The sequence below is a fragment of the Hyphomonas sp. J20-32 genome, assembly GCF_055808555.1.
In genome coordinates this window covers 1,872,201-1,898,517 of sequence record NZ_CM147873.1, presented here as the reverse complement: position 1 = coordinate 1,898,517, position 26,317 = coordinate 1,872,201, and the positions used below count along the sequence as shown (strand labels likewise).

Annotated in this window: 23 protein-coding genes; 12 read left to right on the top strand and 11 right to left on the bottom strand. The window is 63.0% G+C overall.

From position 1 onward, the window contains the following. Positions 1–54: 54 nt before the first annotated feature. The 7 genes from AC0L7I_RS09435 to AC0L7I_RS09405 all read left to right on the top strand — a co-directional run bounded on the left by AC0L7I_RS09435 (position 55) and on the right by AC0L7I_RS09405 (position 8,733). Positions 55–777, top strand: coding sequence for a YceI family protein (locus AC0L7I_RS09435; protein ID WP_473396185.1), 723 nt, complete (start codon positions 55–57; stop codon positions 775–777). 16 nt (positions 778–793) lie between these two features. Continuing rightward, complete coding sequence (locus tag AC0L7I_RS09430; protein ID WP_473396184.1) at positions 794–2,005, top strand: cytochrome b/b6 domain-containing protein; 1,212 nt, start codon at positions 794–796, stop codon at positions 2,003–2,005. Between the two features lie 37 nt (positions 2,006–2,042). Next, the gene (locus AC0L7I_RS09425) at positions 2,043–2,984 is read left to right on the top strand and encodes an L-threonylcarbamoyladenylate synthase (protein ID WP_473396183.1); all 942 of its coding nucleotides are present in this window, start codon (positions 2,043–2,045) and stop codon (positions 2,982–2,984) included. Between the two features lie 50 nt (positions 2,985–3,034). After that, a complete protein-coding gene (locus AC0L7I_RS09420) occupies positions 3,035–3,652 on the top strand; it encodes an FMN-binding negative transcriptional regulator (protein ID WP_473396182.1) in 618 nt (205 codons plus the stop codon). After that, positions 3,649–5,061, top strand: coding sequence for an FAD-binding oxidoreductase (locus AC0L7I_RS09415; protein ID WP_473396181.1), 1,413 nt, complete (start codon positions 3,649–3,651; stop codon positions 5,059–5,061). Before AC0L7I_RS09420 ends, AC0L7I_RS09415 begins: the two co-directional genes overlap by 4 nt. 433 nt (positions 5,062–5,494) lie before the next feature. After that, a complete protein-coding gene (locus AC0L7I_RS09410; protein WP_473396180.1) occupies positions 5,495–7,273 on the top strand; it encodes a DUF1800 domain-containing protein in 1,779 nt (592 codons plus the stop codon). A 23-nt stretch (positions 7,274–7,296) separates the two neighbouring features. After that, complete coding sequence (locus AC0L7I_RS09405; RefSeq protein ID WP_473396179.1) at positions 7,297–8,733, top strand: DUF1501 domain-containing protein; 1,437 nt, start codon at positions 7,297–7,299, stop codon at positions 8,731–8,733. A gap of 6 nt (positions 8,734–8,739) precedes the next feature. Here AC0L7I_RS09405 and AC0L7I_RS09400 read toward each other — a convergent pair whose 3' ends face one another. From AC0L7I_RS09400 to mutL, 3 genes are read right to left on the bottom strand one after another with little or no spacing between them, the layout of a single operon-like run. Next, on the bottom strand, positions 8,740–9,888 hold the full coding sequence (locus tag AC0L7I_RS09400; RefSeq protein WP_473396178.1) for an alpha-hydroxy acid oxidase: 1,149 nt from the start codon (positions 9,886–9,888) through the stop codon (positions 8,740–8,742). Between the two features lie 17 nt (positions 9,889–9,905). Next, a complete protein-coding gene (locus tag AC0L7I_RS09395; protein ID WP_473396177.1) occupies positions 9,906–10,610 on the bottom strand; it encodes an HAD family hydrolase in 705 nt (234 codons plus the stop codon). Further along, the gene (gene mutL, locus AC0L7I_RS09390; RefSeq protein ID WP_473396176.1) at positions 10,582–12,441 is read right to left on the bottom strand and encodes a DNA mismatch repair endonuclease MutL; all 1,860 of its coding nucleotides are present in this window, start codon (positions 12,439–12,441) and stop codon (positions 10,582–10,584) included. Before mutL ends, AC0L7I_RS09395 begins: the two co-directional genes overlap by 29 nt. 137 nt (positions 12,442–12,578) lie before the next feature. On the opposite strand from mutL, the gene AC0L7I_RS09385 reads away from it, so the two are divergent. Beyond that, positions 12,579–13,136, top strand: coding sequence for a c-type cytochrome (locus AC0L7I_RS09385; protein WP_473396175.1), 558 nt, complete (start codon positions 12,579–12,581; stop codon positions 13,134–13,136). A 7-nt stretch (positions 13,137–13,143) separates the two neighbouring features. On the opposite strand, the gene AC0L7I_RS09380 is transcribed toward AC0L7I_RS09385, so the two are convergent. The 4 genes from AC0L7I_RS09380 to AC0L7I_RS09365 all read right to left on the bottom strand — a co-directional run bounded on the left by AC0L7I_RS09380 (position 13,144) and on the right by AC0L7I_RS09365 (position 16,531). Beyond that, positions 13,144–13,836, bottom strand: a complete 693-nt coding sequence (locus AC0L7I_RS09380) for a hypothetical protein (RefSeq protein WP_473396174.1) — start codon at positions 13,834–13,836, stop codon at positions 13,144–13,146. A 91-nt stretch (positions 13,837–13,927) separates the two neighbouring features. Continuing rightward, positions 13,928–14,422: a MarR family winged helix-turn-helix transcriptional regulator gene (locus AC0L7I_RS09375; protein ID WP_473396173.1), complete on the bottom strand. Its 495-nt coding sequence runs from the start codon at positions 14,420–14,422 to the stop codon at positions 13,928–13,930. 258 nt (positions 14,423–14,680) lie between these two features. Beyond that, on the bottom strand, positions 14,681–15,397 hold the full coding sequence (locus AC0L7I_RS09370) for a DUF805 domain-containing protein (protein ID WP_473396172.1): 717 nt from the start codon (positions 15,395–15,397) through the stop codon (positions 14,681–14,683). Between the two features lie 72 nt (positions 15,398–15,469). Continuing rightward, a complete protein-coding gene (locus AC0L7I_RS09365) occupies positions 15,470–16,531 on the bottom strand; it encodes an enoyl-CoA hydratase/isomerase family protein (RefSeq protein ID WP_473396171.1) in 1,062 nt (353 codons plus the stop codon). 133 nt (positions 16,532–16,664) lie between these two features. On the opposite strand from AC0L7I_RS09365, the gene AC0L7I_RS09360 reads away from it, so the two are divergent. After that, complete coding sequence (locus AC0L7I_RS09360; RefSeq protein ID WP_473396170.1) at positions 16,665–16,919, top strand: PilZ domain-containing protein; 255 nt, start codon at positions 16,665–16,667, stop codon at positions 16,917–16,919. 11 nt (positions 16,920–16,930) lie between these two features. On the opposite strand, the gene AC0L7I_RS09355 is transcribed toward AC0L7I_RS09360, so the two are convergent. From AC0L7I_RS09355 to AC0L7I_RS09345, 3 genes are all read right to left on the bottom strand, one after another. Next, entirely contained in the window at positions 16,931–17,770 is an 840-nt protein-coding gene (locus AC0L7I_RS09355; protein ID WP_473396169.1) for a TauD/TfdA dioxygenase family protein, read from the bottom strand. Positions 17,771–17,818: 48 nt separating this feature from the next. Continuing rightward, positions 17,819–20,350 carry a zinc-dependent metalloprotease gene (locus tag AC0L7I_RS09350; protein ID WP_473396168.1) on the bottom strand — a complete coding sequence of 844 codons (2,532 nt, stop codon included), beginning with the start codon at positions 20,348–20,350 and terminating at the stop codon, positions 17,819–17,821. Positions 20,351–20,425: 75 nt separating this feature from the next. Then, positions 20,426–21,565, bottom strand: coding sequence for an isobutyryl-CoA dehydrogenase (locus tag AC0L7I_RS09345; protein ID WP_473396167.1), 1,140 nt, complete (start codon positions 21,563–21,565; stop codon positions 20,426–20,428). A 62-nt stretch (positions 21,566–21,627) separates the two neighbouring features. On the opposite strand from AC0L7I_RS09345, the gene AC0L7I_RS09340 reads away from it, so the two are divergent. Beyond that, positions 21,628–22,164: a GNAT family N-acetyltransferase gene (locus AC0L7I_RS09340; protein ID WP_473396166.1), complete on the top strand. Its 537-nt coding sequence runs from the start codon at positions 21,628–21,630 to the stop codon at positions 22,162–22,164. Positions 22,165–22,194: 30 nt separating this feature from the next. Next, a complete protein-coding gene (gene hemB, locus AC0L7I_RS09335; RefSeq protein ID WP_473396165.1) occupies positions 22,195–23,190 on the top strand; it encodes a porphobilinogen synthase in 996 nt (331 codons plus the stop codon). A gap of 84 nt (positions 23,191–23,274) precedes the next feature. Here hemB and AC0L7I_RS09330 read toward each other — a convergent pair whose 3' ends face one another. After that, on the bottom strand, positions 23,275–25,641 hold the full coding sequence (locus tag AC0L7I_RS09330) for a TonB-dependent receptor (RefSeq protein ID WP_473396164.1): 2,367 nt from the start codon (positions 25,639–25,641) through the stop codon (positions 23,275–23,277). Positions 25,642–25,784: 143 nt separating this feature from the next. Here AC0L7I_RS09330 and AC0L7I_RS09325 point away from each other — a divergent pair, with 143 nt between their 5' ends. After that, the gene (locus AC0L7I_RS09325; RefSeq protein ID WP_473396163.1) at positions 25,785–26,315 is read left to right on the top strand and encodes a GNAT family N-acetyltransferase; all 531 of its coding nucleotides are present in this window, start codon (positions 25,785–25,787) and stop codon (positions 26,313–26,315) included. Positions 26,316–26,317: the final 2 nt, after the last annotated feature.

The window sequence follows — 26,317 nt, the reverse complement described above, 5'->3', positions numbered from 1 at the left end:
CAAATGCAGACCTCAACCGGCCATCCGCCAACCCTTTTCTCAGGAGTCCTCCCCATGCGCCTCGCCCTAGCCTCCGTTTCCGCTCTCGCACTCGTTGCCTGCGGCGCCCCCAGTGCCCCCGCTGAAACCACCGAAACACCTGCTGAGGCTACGCCGGTTGCCGCGCCGGAAGCTGCTCCGGCTGAAGCGCCAGCCGCCGAAGTCAAATATGGCAAGACGGCCACCTACAAGCTCGACAAAACCCACGCTTCGCTGATCTGGCGCGTCAAGCACCTCGGCCTGTCCAACTACACGGCCCGCTTCACAGATTTCGACGCAACCCTCCAGTTCAACCCGGACGATGCCTCCGCGACATCGCTCACCGCGACGATCAACCCTGCCTCGGTCGAAACCGACTATATGGGCGACTACAAGGCCGGCCACGCCGACAGCGGCTTCGACAGCTGGAACGAACATCTGGCCAAAAGCGACCAATACTTCAACGCGAGCGCTTTCCCGCAAATCACATTCAGCACGACCGCGGTGGCCGCGACGGGCCCGGATACCGGCACCGTCACCGGCGACCTCACCTTCCTGGGCGTGACCAAGCCTGTCACGCTCGATGTGAAATATAACGGCGTCGCCAATTTCCCATGGGCACCGGAAGAAGACCATATCGGCTTCTCCGCGACGACGACGCTCACCCGGTCCGACTTCGGCCTGACAGCCGGCACGCCCTATGTCGGTGATGAAGTCGAAGTGATCATCGAGGCTGAGTTCGGCGAAGTTGCCGAATAGCGCGCCAAACACAGACATGTTCCGAAACAGCATTTCCCGCTACACGGCTGTCGCGATAGCCCTTCACTGGGCTATCGCACTGCTGATCATATTCATGATCTGGCTTGGCTGGAACATGGAAGACAATGAGGGCCGCTACCAGCTCCACAAATCGATCGGGATCACGATCCTGATCCTCACGGTGGCCCGTGTCGCGTGGCGTGTCCTCAATCCACCGCCAGACCTGCCATCGAGCATCAAGCCGCTCGAAAAGATTGCGTCGCACTATGTGCACTTGGCACTCTACGCGCTGATGATACTGATACCGCTGCTCGGCTGGGCCCTTGTCTCGACTTCCAAACTGCAGGTGCCGACAGTCCTGTTCGGCACGGTGAGCTGGCCCGACCTGCCTTTCCTCTCGGGCCTTCGCGGCAACAAGCTGGCTCACGGGGTTATCGAAACGCTTCACTCGAAAGGCGCATGGGTCATTATCGGCTTGCTCGTCCTGCATGTCGGCGGCGCGTTGAAGCATGAATTCTCATCCGAGGAAGGCGTGCTGAAGCGCATGATCCCCGGCCTGTTTGGCAAGACCCAGCCGCCTCGCGCCCCGGCTCGCGGTTTCTTCATCGCCTTTGGCGGCGCGGCGCTCCTGTTCGCCCTGATCGCCGCGGTTCCCGTGCTGGCCCAGTCCAGGACCGCCAGCGACACGCCGCCGGGCACGGACACGGCGGCAGCAGTCGCACCGCCCGCGTTCGAAACGAACTGGGTTGTCGATTATTCGAAATCCGAAATCCGCTTTTCTGGTGTCCATGACGGCAAGGCGTTCGCAGGCACATTCAAGAACTGGACAGCCGACGTCGCATTCTTCCCGAATGCGGTTGAAACATCTGAAGTGCGCGTCGAGGTCCAGACTGGCACGGCCGCGACAGGCAAGAAGCTCTATGATGACAGTCTTCGTGCGCCTGAATGGTTCGATGTGTCCAACTTTCCATCCGCGACAGTGGTCCTTTCCGGGTTCGCAAACACGGAAACCGGCTATGCGGCAACGGCGACGATGCGCCTGAAGAAACGCACGGTAACCACACCACTCACCTTCACGCTCGACATCAAGGACAACGTGGCCACGCTGAATGGCGTAGCGAAATTTGATCGCAAGGCGCTCGGCATTGGACAGATTTCGGACCCCAACGCCGAATGGGTCAGCGACGACGTCACGGTCACTGTGACGGGCGAGGCGACGCGCAAATAGGTTCCGCGTTGCGCCTGCTGATGCTAAGGGCGCGCGCATGACTGCGAAGATCGTCCCTCCCACGCCTGAAGTATTGGCCCGCGCTGCAGATATCCTGCGCATCGGCGGGCTCGTCGCCATGCCCACCGAGACCGTCTATGGCCTCGCCTGCGACGCGGCAAATCCGGACGCCGTTGCCGGTCTCTACGAGGCCAAGGGACGCCCGCGTTTCAATCCGCTGATTGCCCATGTCGCCTCGCAGGCCATGGCCGAACGCGAAGCCGTCTTCACCCCACTAGCCCGGAAAGCGGCCGAGTGTTTCTGGCCCGGACCACTGACCATCGTCCTGCCAGTGGCCCCCACGGCGACCGTCTGCGACCTTGCCCGCGCGGGGCTCGACACGGTTGCCCTGCGCCGCCCGGTCCATCCCATCGCCCAGTCCCTGCTCGACGCTTTCGGCGGCCCGCTCGTCGCCCCGTCGGCCAACAAGTCCGGCCATGTCAGCCCCACCACGCCAGAACATGTCCGCACTGATCTCGCCAACCGGATCGCCCTCATCCTCGACGGCGGTCCCTGCGCCATCGGAATCGAATCGACCATCGTGGACTTCACCGGCGACACGCCCATCCTCCTGCGCGCCGGAGCGCTCGAAATCGAGAAACTGGAGGAATGCCTCGGGGTCACGCTCGCCCGTCCGGAAGACGGCACAGGAATCACCGCGCCCGGCCAGTTGAAAAGCCATTACGCCCCACGCGCCGCCCTTCGCCTCAATGCCGCGACGCCCATGTCAGGCGAGGGTTATCTCGGCTTCGGCGACCATTGCCCACGCGAAGGCAATCTATCGTCCACGGGCGACCTGGCCGAGGCCGCCGCGAACCTGTTTGCCATGCTGCGGGACCTCGACATGCGGTACGAGCGTATCGCGGTCGCGCCGATCCCGCATACAGGCCTCGGCGAAGCCATCAATGACCGGCTGGAACGCGCGGCCCACCGCGACTGAGTCCCGCCACGCCTCTCGTACCTCCACCCCACCTCTGCTAAGCCACGCCCATGCACCCTGCGCCTCCCTTCCGCGAGACCGACAGCGCCACCCTCATCGCCCGCGCGCGGGCCCACCCGTTCGCGCTCGTCTGCGCGTCGGATGGCCCCCGCATGCACGCCGCCCATGCGCCGATCCTGATCGATGAAACAGACAGCACGCCAATGTTGCGCTTCCACCTGTCCGTCGCCAATCCCGTAACGTCTGCCCTTCTCGCGGGGAGCAGCGCGCTCATCGTCTTTACGGGTGACCATGCCTATGTGTCACCGGACTGGTACGGTCAGGCCGATCAGGTCGGCACGTGGAACTATCTCTCCGTCGAAGCCGAAGGCCCTGTCACGCGGTTGGATGATGCGGGCGCCACAAGCGTGCTCGACGACCTGTCCGACCTGTTCGAAGCGGGTCTTGCTCCCAAACCGGCCTGGACACGCGCCAAGATGACGCCCGGTCGCTTCGAGGCCATGCTACCCGGTATCCGCGCGTTTTCGCTCATTCCCGCCCGGTTCGAAGGCATTACCAAGCTCAGCCAGAACAAGCCGCAATCGGCCCGGGACGGAGTCATTGCCGCCCTGTCGATACGCGAAGACGGTCTCGCCATCGCCGCGGAAATGCGTAAGCTCCCAAAATGACCACGCCGCCCCCCGCCGCCTTCCTGTCCGCCGCAAAGGACCTGCTCGGTCCCAAAGGCTGGAGCGAGGACCCGGACCGTCTCGCCGAAGTCGCGAGCCCCTGGCGCGGCACGTTCACTGGCGAGACGCCTTTCCTCGCCCGTCCTGCCAGCACGGCGGAGGCGGCGGCGCTGGTGAAGCTCTGCGCGCAACATTACGTCGCGCTGACACCGCAGGGTGGCAATACCGGCCTCGTCGATGGCGGCACGCCGCATGGCGAGATCGTGGTTTCCATGGGCCGCATGCATGCCGTGCGCAGCGTAGACCCGTTCAACAATTCCCTCGTCATCGAGGCCGGCGCCCCGCTCGTCACCGCGCAAACCGCCGCCGAAGAGGCTGGGCGCCTGTTTCCCCTCTCGCTTGGTTCGGAAGGCACCGCCACGATCGGCGGACTCATTTCCACCAATGCCGGCGGCGTTGCCGTGCTGCGCTACGGCATGATGCGCGACCTGATCCTCGGCCTTGAAGTCGTGCTGCCCTCCGGTGAGGTCTGGGACGGCCTATCAGGCTTGCGCAAGAACAATACCGGCTATGACCTGAAGCACCTGTTCGCCGGCGCGGAAGGCACGCTCGGCCTGATTACAGCAGCCACGCTGAAACTCTTCTCGCAGGTCCAGCGCGCCAGCGCCTGGGTCTGCTGCGACAGCGCGGAGGATGTCGTTGCCTTGCTCGCCCTTGTTCGCAAATATGCCGGCGACACGGTCACGAGTTTCGAGATCATTCCCGTGAACGCCGTCGACATGGTGCTGACCGACATACCCGGCTCACGCGACCCGCTGCCGTCCGACCTGCCCTGGCGCGTCCTGATGGAAGTGTCGATGGTCGATGAGGCACAGGCGAGGGCCGCGCTCGAAAAGGCGCTCGAAGCGGCCTTCGAACAAGGCCTCGTGAAAGACGGCGTCGTCGCCAGCAGCAAGGCGCAGGCCCAGAGCTTCTGGCACATCCGCGAAACGATCCCGCTGTCGAAACGCGCCTATGGCACCGCCATCAACCAGGACATCGCCGTGCCCGTCAGCCGCATCCCGGCTTTCATCGAAAGTTGCAATGCGGCCGTCCTCGAAGTCGTCCCCAGTGCGGAGTTCGTCATCTTCGGCCATGTCGGTGACGGCAACCTGCACTATTCCGTCTGCGAACCGGCAGGCGCAAACGCGCCCGTCCTGAAGGGACATGTCGCCGATGTTACCCGCGTCGTGTTCGACCAGACCATGGCGCATGGCGGCTCGATCAGCGCCGAACACGGCGTCGGTCGGCTGAAGCGCGACGAACTCGCCCGGCTGCGCCCAGCCGCCGCCACCGACGCCATGCGCGCGATCAAGAAGGCGCTCGATCCTCTCGGCATCATGAATCCGGGGCGGGTTGTATCGGTTTAATTCCTGCCGCCGAAGACCGTTGCGCCCAGATGTGCGCGAAATTTCCAAGTAAAAGAAAAAATGAACTGGCGTCGGTCCCGGCGTGCCCGACCCGTAACGCGCCCGGATCGCAGGCAGGACTGCTTTAAAAACAACCCTGTTTAAAATTAATCATTGCCCGCGCGCCCGTCTCATAAATCCCAATGAACGCTGCAGGTGAAGTACTTCGAGTTCTGGTGATATTTCTCACTATACGCTGGAATCATTCGAATTTCGGTGAAATTAACTATTGCACTACTTGTCCTGCATGAGGCATTGACCCGGCCAACCTATCTCCGCGCATGGACGAAATGTCACGAAACCCCAATGGAGACAGGGGATTCTAACGAAACCTTCAGTTCACTCCGGGCGAAGAAAACGCAATAAAGATTGGCGAAGTGTAGAGGGAAGTCCAATGAAACATCCGTCGCGCAAGCAAGTGCAGACCATCGCGGCAAGCTTAGTCTTGGCCTCTGTTTTGGCCGCCTGCGGCGGTGGCGGGGATGGCGGAAACGGTGGTGCATCACCGCCCGGATCGCCCCCCGGTTCTGGATCGCCTCCACCCCCTCCGCCTCCGCCGCCTCCTCCCCCTCCACCACCACCCCCCCCGGGATCCGCCGAGACACGAATTGACGACGAGGCTGAAGCACAGCGTGTACTGGCACGCGCGACATTTGGCGGCGACTATGCGGGCATCCAGTCGGTGGTCGGCATGGACGCCGAGGACTGGGTGGAAGCCGAAATCAACAAGCCGGCAACGCTCTATCTCGACAGCCTGGCCGCTCGCCAGAATGCCGGCGAGAATATCGACGCCCAGGAACACCAGGGCGTTTTCTGGGACAACATGATCGGCGCCAATGACCAGCTGCGCACACGCATGGTGTTTGCCTTGTCCCAGATATTCGTCATTTCAGATATCGACATGTACGGTCAGACGCTGCAGGTCGGCTATTATCTCGATGTCCTCGCCAACAACGCTTTCGGCAATTATCGGGACCTGCTGGAAGAGGTCACCTATTCCAGCGCCATGGCGCGCTACCTGACCTATTGGCGCAACGAAAGGGGCGATCCGGCGACGGGGCGCATGCCGGACGAAAACTACGCCCGCGAGATCATGCAGCTTTTCACCATCGGCGTCATCGAGCTCAACCAGGACGGCACGCCCAAACTGACCAATGGCCAGCAAGTCGAGACGTTCAACAATGACGATGTCGAAGGCCTAGCCCGTGTCTTTACCGGATTCAGCTGGCAAGGCCCCAGCTTCTACAGCGGTAGCCAAAACAATAATTCCAAGCGCCTTGTTGTTTTCGACAGCCATCACTCGCAACTGGAAAAACGGTTCCTCGGCACGGTCATTCCTCCGAATACCGGCGGCACTGAAAGCGTAGAGATCGCCCTCGACACGATCTTCGCGCACCCCAATGTCGCACCTTTCGTGTCTCGCCAGCTGATCCAGAGATTCACGTCCAGCTCCCCCAGCCCGGACTATGTCAAACGCGTCGCCGATGTATTCGATGCAGGCCGGTACACCGCCAATAACGGCACCGTTTTCGGAACCGGCGAGCGTGGCGACATGGCGGCCACCATTGCCGCCATCCTGCTTGACCCATCCGTACACGGCGGCAATGGCGCCACCAATGTAGAAAGCGGCAAGATCCGCGAGCCGATCCTGAAGTTCGTTCACTGGGCCCGCGCCTTCGAGGTGACCGACATCGACTCTGCCCGCGAATACTCATTGAGGGATTCGACCAGCCCTTCGTCCGCCTTCGGCCAGCAGGCCATGCGCGCTCCTTCGGTATTCAACTTCTATCGACCGGGATTTGTCGCGCCTGGCACGGAAACCGGGGCACGCGGGCTTACTGCTCCTGAGTTCCAACTCGTCAATGAAGGTTCCGTCATCGGCTTCATGAACATCATGACGCGATTTATTTTTGACGACACGCCGCATTCTGGCAGCGAACCGAGCTTCACGCCGGACTACAGTCCGGAAATCGTCATCGCCGACAATCCCGCCGCGCTGGTTGATTATCTCGACCTGCTGCTGACCGGAAACACAATGACCCCGCAACTCAAGGCCGACATCGTCGAGGCCGTGACCGCGGTTCCCGTGGCGTCGGATGCAGATCGCCAAAGACGCGCCCAGCTCGCAACGTTCATGACGATCAGCTCACCCGCATACGCAATCCAGCGCTAAATCCAGATTCAGGGATAACCAGAATGGCTAACATGAATCGTCGCAACTTTCTTCGCTCCGGTGCCGCAACGGGCTTTCTCGCCGGCACAGGCGTTCTCAGCACCCTGGCCAGCGGCAAGGCCTTCGCGGCCAATACGAGCGGATACAAGGCACTGGTCTGTATCTTCCTCAAGGGCGGCATGGACCATGCCGACACGGTCATTCCGCGCGACCAGGCCTCCTACGACCTGTTGAGGGATGCCCGGCCCGGCCTCTATGGGGCTTACGGCGTAGGCTCCGGTTCGTCATCGCGCGACCGCGCCAACCTGCTGGCGCTCAACCCGACCAATGCGGCAAGTTTCGGGTCGCGCCAGTTCGGTCTGCCCTCGCAATTGTCCGGGCTCCAGGAAATCTTCGAGGCGGGCGAACTCGCGATTGTCGGCAATGTCGGCCCCCTGATTGAGCCGACCACACGATCAGACCTCACACGCGTTGGCGCATCGCTTCCACCGCGCCTGTTCTCGCATAATGACCAGCAATCAACATGGATGTCGCTTGGTGTCGAAGGGGCCCAGTATGGCTGGGGCGGCGCCTTCGCGGATGCGGCTATCCGCGCTGATTCTTCATTGGACCCCCGCTATGCCATGGTCTCCACCGGTCCGAACGATGTGTTCCTGTCCGGTGCCGAAGCGCGCCAGTTCACTACGAGTGCGGGCGGGGCCCAAAGCGTTTCCCTGGTTGACCAGGTCTATCTCCTCGGCGGCGAACCCCGATTCAATGCCGCGCGCGACCTGCTGGACGAATACGTGTCCCAGACCGGCTATGGCGAATCGAACCTTTTCGCCCGCGACCATGCGCGCCAATCCGGAAACGGTGTGCTCAACAACCGCGCCTATGATGCCGCGCTGCAGACTTCGCCCGGTGTCTCCACCGCGTTTCCATCTTCGAGCCTCGGCGCCCAGCTACAGAGCGTAGCCAATACGATCAGCATCCGGAACACGCTGAAATCCAATCGCCAGGTCTTCTATGTCTTCATGGGTGGCTTCGACACCCATAGCGGCCAGACGGATACCCTGCCCGCCCTGCACGCAAACCTGTCTGAAGCCATCGCGGCCTTCCGCAGGTCGATGATCACGCTGGGCGCATGGGACGATGTCACCCTGTTCACCATGTCTGAGTTCGGGCGCACGTCTATCGACAATGGTGACGGCACTGATCACGGGTGGGGCGGCCACCATTTCGTCACCGGCGGTTCGGTTGCTGGCAAGCAGATCTATGGCGACATCCCGACCCCTGATCTCGATGGAGAATCGTTCACCTCGACCCACGGCCGCCTGATCCCGAAAGTGTCGGTCGAACAATATGCGGCGACCCTGGGATCATGGTTCGGGCTGGATTCGGGCGAACTCGCCACGGCCCTGCCCAATCTCGCCAATTTCAGCCAGAAAGACCTCGGCTTCCTGGGTGGCACGACGACCTGAGCGACCTCAACTTGTCCGGAGCCTGAGAAGGCTATGATCTAGATCCGATACGTCCGGCACGCCGAGCAGGCCGAGCAGTCGGGCAACGTCGTCTGACATGATGTCGAGCGCGCGGGCCACCCCGGCCTCGCCGCCGGCGGCAAGCCCGTACAGGCAGGCGCGGCCCAGCGCGACGCTGGTGGCGCCCCGCGCAATCAGCTTGAGCACATGGCTGCCGCGCCGCACACCGCCATCCGCAATCACTTCGATGTCATCCAGAACGGCCTCGCGCACCTCCGGCACCAGGTCCACGACCGGCACGGACGTATCAATCTGGCGGCCGCCATGATTGGACAGCCACACAGCGCTCGCGCCCGATCCCACAGCTCGCCTGGCATCCTCTGCGGTGCTGATGCCCTTGATTGCGAAAGGCCCGCCCCATTCCTGCGCCATCCATTCGGCGTCTTTCCACGTCATCGTCCGGTCGAACAGTTCGTTGATCACGCCCATCACGTCCCGGCCGCCCGTATCCACACCCTCGAAATTCGCCGGCCCGATCTCGGGGGAACGCGCCATGTCGAACAGGTAGCCGGGGCGGGCGAGGGCCTGCGTCGCCGTCTTCCAATTGACCGAAGGTGGAATGGAGAAGCTGTTGCGCGGGTCGCGCTCGCGGTGACCGGCAATCACGGCATCTACCGTCAGGATGCAACCGACATAGCCTGCCGCCTTGGCCCGGGCGAGGAAGTCGCGCACCAGGCCGCGATCTTTCCAGACATAGACCTGGATGAATTTCGGTATGTTCGGTGCCGCCGCCGCAATGTCCTCCAGCTTGTGACTGGCCAGGGTCGATATCCCGTAAGCGACGCCTGCCTTCTGTGCCGCGCGCGCCGTGGCGAGTTCGCCCTGCATGGGATGGAACAGGCGCGACGCCGCCGTTGGTGACACGAAGAAAGGTTGCGCATTGGGCTGGCCGAGAACGGTCGTCGCCGTGTCGATTTTCTCGACATCGACCAGCGCGTTCCACACCCACTCATAGTCGGCAAACCGGTCGACAGATCGGCGCAGCGTCTCCTCGTCTTCCGCGCCGCCATCGATATAGTCGAACACCATGCGCGGCAGGCGGGCCTTCGCCCGACTGCGCAAATCGTCGATGTTGATGGCATCAACCGCCTTCATGGTGCCCCCCGATCGTGTCACATGTTCCCGAGTGCAAGGGACATGTCCTTGTGGGAAGAGAAGACCACGTCTGCGCCAGCCATGGCAAGACGTTCCGCGAGGCCAGCATCCGCATGGCCGCCACCCGTAAAACCCCACGCGGTCATTCCTGCGGCTCGCGCCGCCTTCACCCCATTCACACTGTCCTCGATAACCACGCAGCCTGCTGGCTGGACTCCGATCTTGTCGGCGACATGCAGGAACAGGTCCGGCGCAGGTTTGCCGCGGATAACAAGATCAGAAGAATAAATGTGTGGGGCGAAGCAATCGAACAAGCCTGTCATCTGGAGTTTTCGGATCAATTTGTCAGCCTGTGAGGACGAAGCCACAGCATGCGGCCCGGCAAAGGCAGCGACGGCCTCCAACACGCCGTCGATTGCGCAAAGTTCCGTTTCGTAGCGCTTCCAGTTATTCGCCTGCATCTGCTTCCCGAAATCAGTCGGCAAATTCAGGCCGCTGGCAATGGCGTCGGCTGCGATAGCCGCATGGAAATCCCGATTATGCAGGCCGACGAAGCGCGAGACGAAAGTCTGGAAGTCGTAGTCCAGTCCCCAACTGGCGAGAATTTCCCGTTCGCTGGCAATAGCGATCACCTCGGAATCTACCAGTACGCCATCGCAATCGAATATCAGTGCATCGAACTCGGCCATGCCCTCAGCGGCGCCCGAACAGGCGCTCGACATCCGCCAGCTTCAGCTCGACATATGTCGGTCGGCCATGGTTGCACTGGCCGGAATGGGGTGTCGCCTCCATCTGACGCAGCAGCGCGTTCATCTCGTAGCTGTTCAGCCGCCGTCCGGCCCGCACGGAGCCGCGACAAGCCATGTTGCCCATCACTTCCTCGAACCGCTCCTTGAGAGCGAGCCCGGAATCATATTCGGCAAAATCGTCGGCAAGGTCGCGGATCAGGCCGATGGCATCCATCTCGCCGAACAGGGCCGGTGTGGCGCGCACGCACACAGCGCCTGCGCCAAACGCCTCGATCTCCAGCCCAAGCTCGGCCAGTTCGTCCGTGCGTTCCAGCACACGAGCGGTTTCATCCTCGGTCAGCTCCACGACATCGGGAATGAGCAGGGCCTGCCGCTTTACGCCGCCTGCCGCCATCTGGCGTTTCATGTCCTCGTAAACCAGCCGCTCGTGTGCCGCATGCTGGTCGACAATGACGATACCATCTGCCGTCTGCGCCACGACATAGGTTTCGTGCAATTGGGCCCGCGCGACGCCAAGCGGGAAGTTGCCTTGGGCAATGTCAGGCACGTCTTCGACGCGCGCTGTAGGCGCATCATCATGAGCGAAGCGCTGCGGCGCTGTCTCGGCGAACCCTGGTGGCGGATAAGACGGCGGCGGCGCCTGATACGCATAGCCCCCGCCGGATGGCGGTCGCGACTGGAACAGGGCGCCGGACGGCATCGGCGCCTCCGGCTTTGCCCGGCCAAGCGCAAAGCCCGCGACCGTCGTCGAAGCCCGGTGCCCGGCTGCCGCCAGCGAATGGCGCAGCGCACCAATCATCAGCCCCCGTACATTTCCGGCATCGCGAAATCGCACTTCCGTTTTCGCCGGGTGCACGTTCACATCGACATATTCCGGATCGAGTTCGACAAACAGCGCTGCCATCGGGTGACGGTCGCGCGCCAGGAAGTCCTGGTAGGCGGCCCGGATCACGCCATTGAGCATCCGGTCCTTCACCGGGCGGCCATTGACGAACATGAACTGCATCTGCGCGTTGCCGCGATTGAGCGTCGGCAGGCCGGCAAAGCCTGTCAGGCGCACGCCTTCGCGCTCGGCATCAATCGCCACGGCATTATCGCGGAACTCCCGGCCCATGATCGCGCCGAGCCGCGCCAGCTGCCCCGCTTCGCCCTCAGCCTCCGCCGCGTGCCGGAACAGGCTGCGCCCATTGCTTTCCAGGCTGAAGGCAACCGACGGGTTCGCCATGGCAAGCCGCTTGACGACATCGGAAACCGCCATCGTTTCCGAGCGCTCTCCCTTCATGAATTTCAAGCGCGCAGGCGTGGCGTGGAACAGGTCGCGTACTTCGATCCGCGTCCCCGTCTCGCCGCGCCCGGTAAACGCCGCCGGGCGGGGGCCTTCGATCCGGCCTGCCTCGACGAACACGTCGGCCGCGTCCTCACCCGCCGCGCGCGATGTCAGCGTCATCCGGCTGACCGATGCGATGGACGGCAGCGCCTCGCCGCGAAAACCCATCGTATGGATGTTCAGCAGATCGACCCGGCCATCGGCCCCGGGCGACAGTTTGGACGTCGCATGCCGCTCCAGCGCCACCAGGAGGTCGTCTGCCGACATGCCGCAGCCATCGTCCTCAATAGTGATCCGCTTCAGGCCGCCTTCTTCAATGGCAATCGACACGCGGTTTGCACCTGCATCGAGCGCATTTTCGACCAGTTCTTTCACCGCCGCAGCCGGGCGTTCCACGACCTCACCGGCCGCGATACGGTTCACCACATCGGGCGGCAGCTTGCGAATCTGGGGCTTCGGGCGAACGGAATCAGGCATACCGCGACAGTAAACCAGCGCGCTGCCTTTGTCGCGGGCTGGCATCATCGGTGCGAAGTGTCGCGTTGCATACGGTTGCAACGCTCCCGGCATCGGCTCACAATGCGGCCAGACCCGTCTTGAGAGGATTCCGCGCCATGTCGCCATTTCTGAAATCTGCCACAGCCATTGCTGCCTTTGCCCTGCTTGCCGCCTGCGGCGGTTCCAGCACCGACGCGGCAACGCCTGCAGCCGTCTCTGAAACACCAGCCGAGCCGGCCGCAGCCGTCCCGACGCCAGAGGCAACGCCCGTTGCAGCGCCTGCCGCTGCACCAGCAGGCGAACCGAGCGCAGAATTCGCGGCCCTGCCCGCGCCCTACAACACGGCCGACTATGCCCGCGGCAAACGTACGTTCAAGCTCTGCCAGTCCTGCCACCTCACGGCTGAGGGCGCCGGCAACCTGGTCGGGCCTAACCTGCACGGCCTGTTCGGCCGCAAGGCTGGCGCCGTGGAAGGCTTTGCCTATTCCGATGCGCTTGAGGAGGCCGATTTCATCTGGGAGCCCACCCATCTTGACGAATGGCTGGCCAATCCCCGCGCGTTCCTGCCGGGCAACCGCATGAGCTTTGCCGGTGTACGCAAGCCTGAAGACCGGCTGGGCCTGATCGCCTACCTGATGGTGGAAACCGGTTACACGGCGCCGCCTGAGGAATAGGCGGCGGTCAACGCCTCGTCGTCAGGGCGATGAGGTAAGCGCTCTCCTCATAGGCACCGCCGAATTCCTCGCGATAGCCGACCGACAGGTCGATATGGCCGAAATGATAGCCGATCTGGCTCTCGAACTTGTTGGAGTCCGCGCTGTCATTGCTGCGCTCCAGCCAGACCTGCTGGGTGACGAAAATGCGCTCTGCAATATCGGCGCCATAGCCGAACTCGGCCCGGTTGCGCACGCAGCCGTCCTGATGGCTGATCATCGCGAAATCGCTGAACAGGTAGTAGCCAAACCCCTTGCGGACGCCGGAATAGCCGCCGCTGAGGCGGGCCTCGCCGCCCCATTCGTCACAGCCGTAGACGCCCGCGATCGCGCTGCCATAAACCGGCCCGGCCTCGGCGCCGATCACGAAGCCCTTGTGCGACCAGAGCTGGCGGCGCAGCGTCAGCCGGTAGGATTGCCGGTCAATGTCGCCGATACTGTCTTCATAGGCGACCGCCTCGGTCTTCGCCGTCAGCGTCCAGCGATCCGTCAGGCCATACTCGCCATAAGCATCGGCCCGCGTGCCATCGAGACCGTCGAGGGTTTCGGCCGATACCAGCCCGCGCAAGTAAAAACTGCCATCCGCACGCGTCCATGGTCCTGCCCCAGCAGGGCCGCAGGCGTACGCCGCCCCCAAAGCCACCAGCCACATCCGCTTCATGCGGGCAATATATAACGGAAGTTGAAATGTAAAAAAGCCCCCGTCACGAAGACGGGGGCAATCGTGATCCGCACGGCAGTGCGGTATCCGCTTAGAGGCGGAAGCGGATCTGGTCGGACCAGAAGCGCTCGAGGCGCGAAATGGTCTTGTTCAGTTGCGACAGGTCGTCGTGCCGCACGCTGGCGGTTGGTTCCAGTGCCGAGGCCTGCTTGTCGAACAGGTTGGCAACGCGGTCGCGCACCTTGAGGCCGCGCTCGGTCAGGCGAAGCGTCACCGTACGCTTGTCGTCTTCGGAACGCGTCTGGATCAGGTAGCCGCCTTCCTGCAGTTTCTTGACGTTGTACGACAGGCTGGTGCCGGCAAAGGCGCCACGGGCCCGCAGAACAGAGGCCGGGGCCTCATCGTCGCCGATCTCGTAGATCAGCAGGGCCTGGACGCCGGTCAGCGACCGCTCGCCACCGCGCTCGAGGTCGTCCTTGACGACATCGTGCAGACGACGGTGCGCCTGTTCAAGAAGCGACAAAGACTTGAGAAAAGACTCGCCAACGGAAAGGGGTGCAGTTTCCTGCATATCGGAGATCATCATTACTTCCACCATCACTCAACTTTTGTTGTAGTTTGAGTAGATTTACGCGATCAATCCTAATTATTTGATAATCATGCCACGTTCTCAAGTGTTGATTGTTAACAAATGGCCGATTTCATTAACCGTTACTGGCTCGAAACGGGTTTTTGGGTCTTTTGGTGCCAATTTTACGCCTCATGCGGGAATTTCAGCCGCCTCACAGGTGTGGGCAGCGCACAATGCATGGTGAATACTTGGTAAACCGCGCGGTTCGGCCCGTTAGATGAAAGTATCGGCTGTTGCCTGCCCCATATACTTGGGACTTGGTCCATGCTTGTTCGTCGCCGGTTTGCTGTCCAGCAACATGAAGACCAGCAGGACGAGCCCGCCGACATAAGGCACCAAATTAATCAGGTAGAGCCAGCCGCTGATATCCTGATCATGCAGGCGCCGAACCGTGATCGCGATCGACGGGAGGATGTTGTAGATCGCGAACAGGATGAAGAGGACCGGAACAACGTTTGGCTCGCCATACTGGTCAGTTCCGTAAAAGGCGACACTGAGCACGACGTCGACCACTAAGAGCACGAAATAGGCAAGGATCGCGAACAGGGTGTAGCCCCAGTATTCGGCGCGGCGCGCGCGGCCGTTGAACTGGGCGAAATTCTTCGTCAAGGCGCGCACGAAATAGGTCCACAGGCCATCACTCTTCAAGGGCATGGCTGCCGCGTAAGTTGGCTGGGCCGATGCCGGCATGTTTGGCGCCGCCCCCGCAGGAGCCGCTTGGGAAGCGGCGGGCTGCTGCGCGGACGCCGCACCGAGCGCGTAGATGTCGCGCGCTTCGTCTCCCATGCTGATGAAATCCACGGTCTGGCCGGGGTGAAGCACCGCGCCATTGCGAACCTGCAACTGCGTGAACTGGTAGCGCTGGCCATCCTCTCCCAGGATCAGGCCCACGCCCTCGATATTGTCAGGTTTCAGAACTTCACCGCGCATCGCTTGTCTCCCTCAGCCGCCCAATGGTTTCTCGCCGACAAGCAAACAGGTTGTCTACCCCGAAACCGACGATCAGTCGAAATCGAGCTCATCAGGCCCGAGCGGCTCGAAGTACCGGGCGACGTCCGCCTCGCTGACATCTTCAAGGCGCGCAGGCGACCAGACCGGCGCATTGTCCTTGTCCACGATCACGGCGCGCACGCCTTCCAGGAAGTCGGGGCTCTGCACCTTTCGCCATCCGATGCGGTACTCCATCCGCATATTATCTTCAAAACTGTCCATTCGCGCACCCTCGCGCAATTGGCGCAGGGCCACCTTCACTGTCTCGGGAGATTTCGTACGCAGCACGGCAACCTGCTCGTTTGCCCATGCGCTGCCATCGGCCTCAAGTGCTGCGATGATCCCTTCTGCACTGTCGACCGCGAAGCACTTGTCGATCACGTCGCGGTGCGGCTCGAAGCTCCCCGCCGGAACGGCATGGGTCAGGCGGCTCAGAATCTCGTTCAGCAGGCCGGCCGCATCGACCGAGAAATCGGCGCCCTCGACCTGCTTCTTCAGGTTCGCGACCAGTTCGGACGGCAGGAAATGGGTCGCCACCCGCGCCGCTGCAACGTCCGCTCCTTTCAGCCGCGCACCGGTCAGCGCGAGCCAGGTGCCCAGCGCCCCGGAAAGGCGCGGCAGGAACCAGCCCCCGCCGACATCCGGGAACAGCCCGATCCCGGTCTCGGGCATCGCGAACACCGTCCGCTCCGTCGCCACCCGGTGCGACCCATGAACGGACAGGCCCACGCCGCCGCCCATCGTCACGCCATCCATCACGGCCAGGACAGGCTTGGGGAAGCCATTCAACGCGGCGTTCATCCGGTATTCGACATTGAAGAAGGCCCGCGCCTCGCTGGCATCGCCGGCACCACTTTCCGCCAGCATGCGAATATCGCCGCCGGCACAGAAACCACGCGTGCCCTCCTCATGTTCGACCATGACCAGGTAAACGGTCGGGTCGTCCGCCCAGCGCCCCAGCGCCGACAGGATCGTCTCGCACATGGGCGCATTCAGGGCGTGCAGGGCCGACGGCCGCGTCAGGGTAATTCGGCCGAGCCCCTTGTGAACGTTTATCCGAACCTCTTCAGCCATCGGCGTTTCCTTTGTCAGTCATTGTCTGAATGCTTCAAAACTCGCCTTAACATAGGGCGGTCTGTTTACCAGTTTCTGTCACATATATAGCTGGATGCGCCAATTCATGCCGTTGCGTCCGAGAGGTATTAGAATGAATACGACGATGAATCGCAGGGGCCGCCGCACAAATATCGCACAAACCGGCCTGATCAAGCTGGGCTTTTTCAAGCGCCTGCACTGCGAGATCCGCGACGTGTCGCCGGGTGGCGCGCGCATCGTGACGCCCGATGGGGTCGACCTGCCCGAACAGTTCGTGATGCACATTCCGCAGTTCAAAAAGCCGCGCACCTGCGTCCGCCGCTGGCAGAGTGGATCCGAAACAGGCGTCGAGTTCAAGCACGACTAAGTGCCCCACGCTCAGTGTAGCGGGCACCCTTCCAGCGTGATGCGGTGCATGATGCGCCGTTGGCCCTGGTAATCGTTCAGCGCCCAGTGCCATGTCGACCGGTTGTCCCAGAAGGCCACCGATCCCGGCCTCCAGCAGAACCGATACGTGTGTTCCTGTTTCATCGCATGGCTGAACAGCCGGGCCAGCAAGACCTGCCCTTCTTCCCTTGACTTGCCGGCGATCCCGACCGTGAAACCGGGATTCACATAAAGCGCCTTCTTGCCGCTCAGCGGATGCGTGATAACGACCGGATGGACAACATCGTCAAGCTCGTCAGCCGCGGCCGCATTGCCGATGCGGTTCCCGCCCGCATCCGTCGTATTGTAATAGTTCTTTTCCTGCGACCCGAAAATGTGCTTCGCGGAATGGACCGCGCTCAGCCCGTCGATCTCTGCCTTGGTCGCATCGTCCAATGTGTCATAGGCGCGATACATGCTGGCGAAAAACGTGTCCCCACCCGTCTCGGGCAGCACACGCGCGACCAGCACCGACCCCATGGCCGGTTCCACGTCATAGGAATGATCCGTGTGCCAGCCGCCGCCGATATTGTCTTTCTGGTCGGCCTCCTTGGCCACCATGGCAATTTCCGGATGGTCGGGATGCGCAGCGAAGAAGCGGTTGATATTGATCGGCGCGAACCGTTCGCCAAAGGCGATATGCTCGGCCTCGCTGAGGTCCTGGTCTCGGAAGAACAGCACGCCATGTTCGGCATAGGCCTGCCTGATCGCGTCCATCTCGTCGCGCGTGACCTGCCGCAGGTCGACATCGGTTATCTCTGCGCCCACGCCGGGCAGCCCTTCAATGTGCATTGCGATTCTCCCGTTCGCGCCAGCTTCAGCCGGTCTCATGCCCTTACTCTAGCGCAGAAGTCCCGTGTCGCAATGCCAGCAATCCTCACCCAGGTCCGACCCGATCGGGCTGCCCGGCGGCACCTCGACGCCCGGTGCCACCGGGGCGACTGGCATGGCGGCGCGGGATAGGTGCGCCGCAATCTTTCGCGTGATGTCTGCGCGGGTCGCCATGTCGGCGGCATTGGTGCGCCGTCCCTTCGCGGCAATCCGCTGGCCCAGGGCGCCAAGATAGGCATCGGTCCGCGCAACGGTTTCCGGCGTCGCACTGGCGTCCGACGCGAGATCGATCAGCATTGACGCATATCGCGCCTGCTCCCGGCGCAGGATGCCCGCCTGACGCGGCGTGGCGGGCTTGGCGAACACCACGCCTTCGACTCCGCCCAGAACATCCTCCAACGTCAGCGCCTCGGTGTCTCGCCGTTCGGTCTCGATCAGGCGCGCCACCCGCGCCGGATGCAGCAATGCGCCCAGCGTCTGCGATGCCGCCGCATCCGCCGCCGCCATCAGGTCAAACATTGCCCCCGTCGTTCCCGGGAAATATTCAGCGCCCGCCGCGCCGGCTCCGAACGAATCGAGCGGCGTGTTGAGCACGTTCAGAGTCGCGTCCGGCAGGTCCAGCGCCGCCGGATCGAGTGTCGCGACCAGTGCGTCAAGCGCCGCCCGCTGGCGCGCGGCCGGCACCGGCGCACCAGCCTGCCCGCTATCACCGCGCAGTGAATAGCGGAAATCGTACCCGCCAATCGATTTGGCTGCCGCCGCCACTTCATAGCGATGATACAGGTAGACAGGCACCAGCACCGCACGAAGGTCATAGGTCGGCTCGCCCGCACGGATGACCTCCAGCCCGAACCGGTCAAGTGCCACTTTCCGCACTCGCATCGTCTCGTTCAGCGCCGCAACCGGATCGTTGCCATTGTCCCAGACGCTCGCATAAGGATGGCTCGTGCCCGCATCGCGGCCTTGGGCATCGTCAACGAAACGCAGACCACCGGCATAGGCGGCGCGCAATACCTTGTCGCCTTCCGCCCTTGCGTCCGAACCCTCCGGATACTGCGCATACAGCCAGGCCGCCGCCACCTTGTCCCACGCGCCGATGCCGACAGAATAGGCTTCCGAAAAGTCCAGAGCGTCATCGTCACCGACCGTCACCAGCGGCGCCGGATAATCCATCACCGAAGCGCGGTCATTGGCCGAGGCCGCGAAATTGTGCGCGAATCCCAGCGTATGGCCCACTTCATGGGCGGCCAGCTGGCGGATGCGCGACAGCGCCAGTTCCACCGGGTCGTCCGCATCGCCCGTGCCGGTCTTGTCGGCTCCGGCCAGCCCCTCGAAGATCATCCGGTCCTGACGCACGCGCTGGCTGCCGAGAATGACATTCGCCTTCAGCATCTCACCCGTACGCGGATCGTACACCCCGCCGCCATAGGACCAGCCCCGCGTCTGGCGGTGAGTCCACTGGATCACATTATAGCGCACGTCGAGCGGATGGACGCCTTCGGGCAACACGTCCACACGATAGGAATCCGGGAAGCCTGCCGCCGCAAACGCATCCATCCACCAGGACGCGCCCTCGATCAGCGCCTGGCGGATGTCCTCCGGCGCGCCGGAATCGACATAAAAGACAATCGGCTTGATGGCCGGGCTGCTCGCTGCTGCCGGGTCCTTTTTCTCCAACCGGAAGCGCCGGGCAAAAGACTGGCGCACCTGCCCTGACAGCGGCGCCGAGAAGTCGTAAAAGGGCACATCAATCGCCCCGCTGCGCGGATCGAACAGGCGCGGGCTGTAGCCATCGTCCGGCAGGCGCACCAGCGACTGGTGCTGCACCAGCGTGAAGGCCCGGCCATCGGCGGCCGTGGCGCTGACCTGTGATTGCGGGTCGTCGCTGGTCAGCGTCAGGAAGGCATCGAATTCCACATTGTCAGGAAAGGCCAGCGCCTGTGAGGCGTCGGGCATCGACCGGTCCTCGGCGATCGCAAAGTCGCCGCCGTCCGGATGGGCCTTCAGGATGCCGCGCACATTCAACGCGTCGCGCGTCAGGAAGCCCGACAGGTCGACCAGCAGCGCCCCGTCCGGCCCCTCGGCGATCACATCTCCCGCCCAGATGAACGAGCGCGCAAAGGATTCCCGCACCGCCTTGCGCTCCAGCGGATTGTCCGCGCTCGCCCGGTAGGTCCAGTTCTCCTTCTCCGCGATCACTTTCTTGCCGACGCGCCGGAAGGCAAGAATGCTGCCCTCATCGAAATAGCCCCGGTCCAGCCCGATCGGATTCGAGCCCAGCCCCGCCGTCAGCCCCGCCGAATGGATCGCCCGCAGCGACACGCCGTCTGCATCCGGCGCCGGAAAAGCTGCAAGGACGCGTCCGCCCTTGGTATCCGAATAGAATGGCAGGAAGCCTTCGCTGAGCGTTAGGCCCTTGGTGGCCGCGACCCAGTCTTCTGCCGCCGGTTGGCCTTTTGTGTCAGGCGCTTTCGCAAACGCCGCACCGGTCGGCGGGAACACGGTAAACACAGCAAGCAACAGGACGGCAACAAGGCGCATGAATTCTCTCCGGGAATGGCTGGCTGCGTCCACGCTGCCGCATCACAGAGAGGGATTCAAACCCTTTCTCGGGTCTTAGCCCTTCAACATGTCCCGTGAGATGATGACGCGCATGATCTCGTTGGTGCCTTCGAGGATCTGGTGCACGCGCAGGTCGCGCACGATCCGCTCGACGCCATAGTCGGCGAGATAGCCATAGCCGCCATGCACCTGCAGCGCGTCATTGGCCACCTTGAACGCCGTGTCCGTCACGAACCGTTTCGCCATCGCGCACCAGCGCGTTGCGTCCGGCGTCTTGCCGTCGAGCCGCCCGGCGGCCTCGTACAGCATCACCCGCGCGGCCTGCAGCTCAGTCTCCATGTCGGCCAGCTTGAACTGCATCGACTGGAACTCGGCCAGCGCCTTGCCGAACTGCATCCGCTCCTTGGCATAGGCCACCGCCTTGTCGAGCGCGAGCTGCGCGCCGCCCAGCGCACAGGCCGCAATGTTGAGCCGCCCGCCATCGAGACCCGCCATGGCGAACTTGAAGCCGTGGCCTTCCTCGCCGATCCGGTTGGCCGCCGGCACCCGCACGCCGTCGAGGATCACCTGCGCCGTTGGCTGGCTCTTCCAGCCCATCTTGCGCTCATTGGCGCCAAAGCTGAGCCCCGGCGTGCCCTTCTCGATGATGAAGGCCGAGACACCCTTGGCGCCATCATCCGAAGTGCGCGCCATCAGCACGTAGACGTCCGACGTGCCTGCGCCGGAGATGAACTGCTTGGTGCCGGTGATGACATAGTCGTCGCCATCCTTCACCGCGCGTGTCTTCAGGCTGGCCGCGTCCGATCCCGCGCCCGGCTCGGTCAGGCAATAGCTCGCGATCAGCTCCATCGCAGTCAGCTTCGGCAACCATTGCTGGCGCTGGTCCTCGCGGCCGAACGTGTCAATCATCCAGCTCGCCATGTTGTGGATCGAGATGAATGCCGCTGTCGACACGTCGCCATAGGCCAGTTGTTCGAAGATCAGCGCCGCGTCGGTGCGCGTCAGGCCCGATCCGCCGACATCGTCTTTCACGTAAATGCCGGCAAAGCCGAGCTCCGCCGTGCGCTTGATCACATCGACCGGGAAGTGGCTGTCGCGGTCCCAGGCTTCCGAATGCGGCAGCAACTGGTCCTTGGCAAATTTCTGCGCCATGTCGCGGATCATGACCTGTTCATCGGAAAATAATGCGCTCATTGGCTTTTCAGTCCTTAATCCCTAGAAGTACCAGCAATGACAAATAGCTGCAGCGAGAGTCAATGCGACGTCTGCCCGAAGACTATGCGATCTCACGGTCGACACAGGATGAAATCCCCGCGCTGATCGCCATCGATCTGGCCGCTGGCGAACTGTTTGCCGACACCGGCCTCCTGTCGGCCGACGCGCTCGCAGACCATGTTCCCCCGGAGGTTTTCGAGCAGGCCATCGCGGCGAGCGATCTTATCGTCATGCGTGGGCCCGCTCACCAGCCGGTCGGCTTCGCCCTGACATCCCGGCGCGGCGGCACGCTTTATCTCGACCAGATCAGCGTGCATCCCGGCCATGGCCGCCAGGGCCTCGGCGCGGCGCTGGTCGCGCGGGTCGTGGCCGAGGCCAGGGTCCGAAAATTGCGCTGCGTGACGCTGTCCACTTTCCGCGACCTCGCCTGGAACGGCCCCTTCTATCGCCGCCTCGGTTTCCGCGAAATCGCCCGCTCGAAACTGGCCGACTGGATGCTCGATCTCGAAAAGGTCCAGGCTGCCAGCCTCGATGTCTCCCAGCGCTGTTTCATGAAGCGCAAGGTGGGGTGGTTGTAGCGGCGCCGGATTTGCCGCATTGAGGCCAGCATGACCCAGTTTCCCCAATCCTTCCCCGCCACCCGTATGCGCCGCCTGCGCCAGGCCCCCTGGATTCGCAGCCTCGTGGCGGAAAACACGCTCACGCCCGCTGACCTCATCTGGGCCATATTCGTGCATGACGGCGAGGGCCGCGTACCGGTCGGCAGCCTGCCCGGAATCGACCGGCTCAGCGTTCAAGACTGCGCCGCCGCCGCCCGCCGCGCCAGCGAGCTTGGCATCCCTGCCATCGCCCTCTTCCCCTATATCGGCCCTGAGGGGAAAGACGCGGCAGGCTCCGGCGCGCTCAGCCCGGACGGCCTCGTGCCCCGCACCCTGAAGGCCATGAAGGACGCCGCGCCAGAGGTTGGCCTGATCACCGATGTCGCCCTCGACGCCTACACGTCCCACGGTCATGACGGCTTGCTGGACGAAGACGGCACCATCCCGAATGACGCCACGGTCGAGAAACTGGTCGAACAGGCCCTCGTCCATGCCGCTGCCGGCGCCGACATTGTCGCCCCATCCGACATGATGGACGGCCGCATCGGTGCCATCCGCGCGGCCTTCGACGAGGAGGGCTTCACCAACATGATGATTCTCGCCTATGCCGCCAAATATGCCAGCGGCTTCTATGGCCCCTATCGCGACGCCATTGGCTCGGCCAAGTCCCTCAAGGGCGACAAGAAAACCTACCAGCAGGACCCGGCCAATTCAGAGGAAGCTCTGCGCGAAGTCGCGCTCGACCTCGCCGAGGGCGCCGACATGGTCATGGTCAAGCCAGGTCTTCCGTATCTGGACATTGTCCACCGCGTATCCACCACGTTCGGCGTGCCCACCCTCGCCTACCAGGTCTCCGGCGAATACGCCCAGATCACCGCCGCCGCCCGCAACGGCTGGATCGACGGCGACCGCGTGATGATGGAGAGCCTGATGTGCTTCAAACGCGCCGGTGCAAGCGGCATCATCACCTATTTCGCGGAAGAGGCGGCGGAGAAGCTGGGCTGATCCCATGCCTGGCCTTACTCCCCACCAAACAAAAAAGGCCCCGCAGCGCGCTGCGGGGCCTTTCTCATGTCTTGGCCGAATGGCCTAGAACTTCATCCGCATCGTGATGCCGAATGTGCGCGGCTGGTTCACGTTGAAGCCGAGCCGGGCCCGTCCGCCGCGTTCACGGTCGAATGACAGGTCCGCCTCTTCGTCAGTCACGTTGTTGACATAGGCCGTCACCGTCCACGTTTCGAACTCGAGGCCCGTGCTGAGGTTCAGCGTCGTGTAGGCGCCAAGGTTCAGGTCGACCAGGTCCTGCGGGTTCTCAAGTCCTGTCAGGGCGCCCAGCGCCAGTCCGGTGGAACCCGGCAGGCCCTGCGTCGCGAGCTGGTCGCTCGGCTGGGTGAACCGGTCACCGATATGCTGCACCGAACCGGAGACGAACGCATCAGCACCCACCCAGGTTGGCGACCAGCGATAGGTGCCCGCAGCCGACAGCTGCAGTTCCGGCACGGAAGGCAGGCGGTTGCCGTCCTCGATGCCGCCGATCACGTTGCCGCCGCCATCACGCACGGTGGAGTCGAACTTCGCTTCCAGCACGCTGGCGGCCAGGGACAAGTCCAGTCCGTCTGCCGGGCTCCAGCCGAGTTCGGCTTCGAGGCCTGCCGTATGAGCCTCTTCAACGTTGAACACGATCCGCGACGAGCACGAACCCGCATCCAGCGTCACCTGCAGGTCCTGGATGTCCGTGTAGAACGCGGCCGTGTTGAAGGTCACCGTACCGGTCTTGGCCTTCATGCCGACTTCATAGTTCCACAGCTTCTCGTCGCCATAGGACTGGAAGCCCCCGAAGATTGCCTGGTCCTGCGGCGAGCAGAGCGGCACGTTGAGCGGGTCGTTCACCCCGCCGAGGCGGAAGCCCTGGCTGGCCTGCGCGTTCAGCGTGATCGTGTCGGTCGCATCAAAGCTGACCAGCACACGTGGCGTGAAGCCGTCAGACGACGTTGTATCCTTGACGTTCGAATCGCCATTGGCGAACAGGCCGCCCGAAGAAATCGTGCGATCTTCCTCGAAGTCATAGAACCGGCCGCCGGCCGTCACGGTCAGCGCCTCGGTCAGGTCATAGCTCATCTCGCCGAACACGGCATATTGCGTCAGCTTGTAGAACAGGTCGGAGTTGAACGGCGAGTCTGCCGGGAAGCCATTGGCCACGGCTGCCGATGTGCCAGCACCGAGCGTCGCGTCGGTAAAGGCATCATAGCCGGGTGTGGGCAGGCGCTGGTTATAATCGCGCTCGTTCTCCGAATAGAAGACACCGGCCAGCCACTGGAACGGGCCGTCATTGTCCGAACTCAGCCGCACTTCCTGAGTAAGGCTCTGGTAACCGGTGGTATCGCGCAGGTTCGATGGCAACAGGAACGAAGCGGTCGGATAGGCCAGGTCCGACGAGACGCTTGACGTCAGCGCGCTGGCGTCCCGGCTGACCAGGATATCCCGGTCGATATAGCTCGTGACCGATGTCAGCGTCATGCCACCGAGATCGAGGTTCGCCGTCAGGTCGGCAATCAGTGTCTCATCGGAGAACTCTTCATCCAGCAGCAGGAACTGCGAATTGTCCGGCAGTGTCGTGGCGCCAGACAGCCAGTTGAACGACTCGGACCGGTTGAAGCCGTCCGTGCCGATTTCCTGGTAGATGATCCGTGGCGTGATCGACAGCGTGTCCGTGGGTTCGAACGTCACGGCAACGCGTCCGCCGCTGCGGTGCCCGCTATTGACGTCGTCCCCGCCTGCCGGGCCAACCGAATCGATCCAGCCGCCATACTCGGTGTGGTATCCCACCGCGCGCACAGCCGCGTTTTCGCCCAGCGGCGCATTGATCATGCCTTTGACATGGCCGCCCACACCACCGTCACTGATCGTGTTGAGGTTGGCCTCAAGGCTGCCTTCCTGCTTGCCCAGCTCCGGCTGGTTGGTGATGTAGCGGACCGTGCCGCCAACCGAACCGGATCCGAACAGCGTGCCCTGGGGGCCACGCAGCGTTTCGATACGGTTCAGGTCGTACAGGTCGATGTCCGGCGTGAACAGCGACAGCGAGATCACCAATTCGTCGAGATAGATGCCAACCTGTTCCTTCACGCCCGGCTGGTCACGAACGATCTGCCCGGCCGAAACACCGCGTACGGCGACCTGGCTCTGGCCCGGTCCAAGGTTCTGGATCGACAGGCCGGCCACGCTGCGGGCGACATCCTCCAGATTGCCGGCACCTGTACGTGCGATATCGTCAGCGGTCTGGGCGTTGATGGAAAACGGCACGTCCTGGATGGTCGCGGCCCGTTTGGTCGCGGTGACGATCACGGTCTTCTGGCGCGCTTCGGCGTCTTCGCCGCTCGTCTGGGCTGTCGCCACCGGCGCGAGCGCGAGCATGGCTAACACAAGCGCAGACGCACTGAGATTGAACTTGGTCTTCATGGTTTCCTCCTAAGCAATGCGCCCTTCTTGATTGACGGGGCGTCTCAATTTGCGGAGAGACTACTTCCCTCGCGTCAGGCTCTCCAAGCGGACCTTGCAGTCCTGTCGCGCCAAAATTAAGAATCCGGGAAATTGCGGTAAAAATGTCACTTAACAATCCCCTATCGAAGACAGCCCTGCCGGCGGGCGTCAGCCTTCGCGGCGCATGGCGCCCGGGCGATGCCGGCCTCATCGTCGATCTTCACCGTCAGGGCTATGCCAGCGAAGGCGACCGCTTCGACACTGGCTTTCCGGCCTATGTCCGCAAGACGGTTGAGGAAGCCGGACTCGACGCGCCGGGCCATGCCAGTCGTGTCTGGTTTGCGGAACGGGACGGCAAGCCGCTGGGCTGCACCGCAATGATCGACCGGAACGGGCGCGGTCAGCTGCGCTGGGTCGTGCTCCTGCCTGCGGCGCGCGGCCTTGGCCTCGGCAAGGCCATGATCGATGCCGCCATGGCCCATGCTGCCGCCCAGGGCTGGTCGGAAGTCTTCCTCGAGACGACGGACGGCCTCGACGCGTCGATGCAACTCTATCTCGGCCTTGGCTTTGCCGTCACCAGCGATACCGAAGCCGAACTCTGGGATGGGCCCGGTCGCATGATCGTCATGTCGAGACCGCTTCAACCGGCCTGACC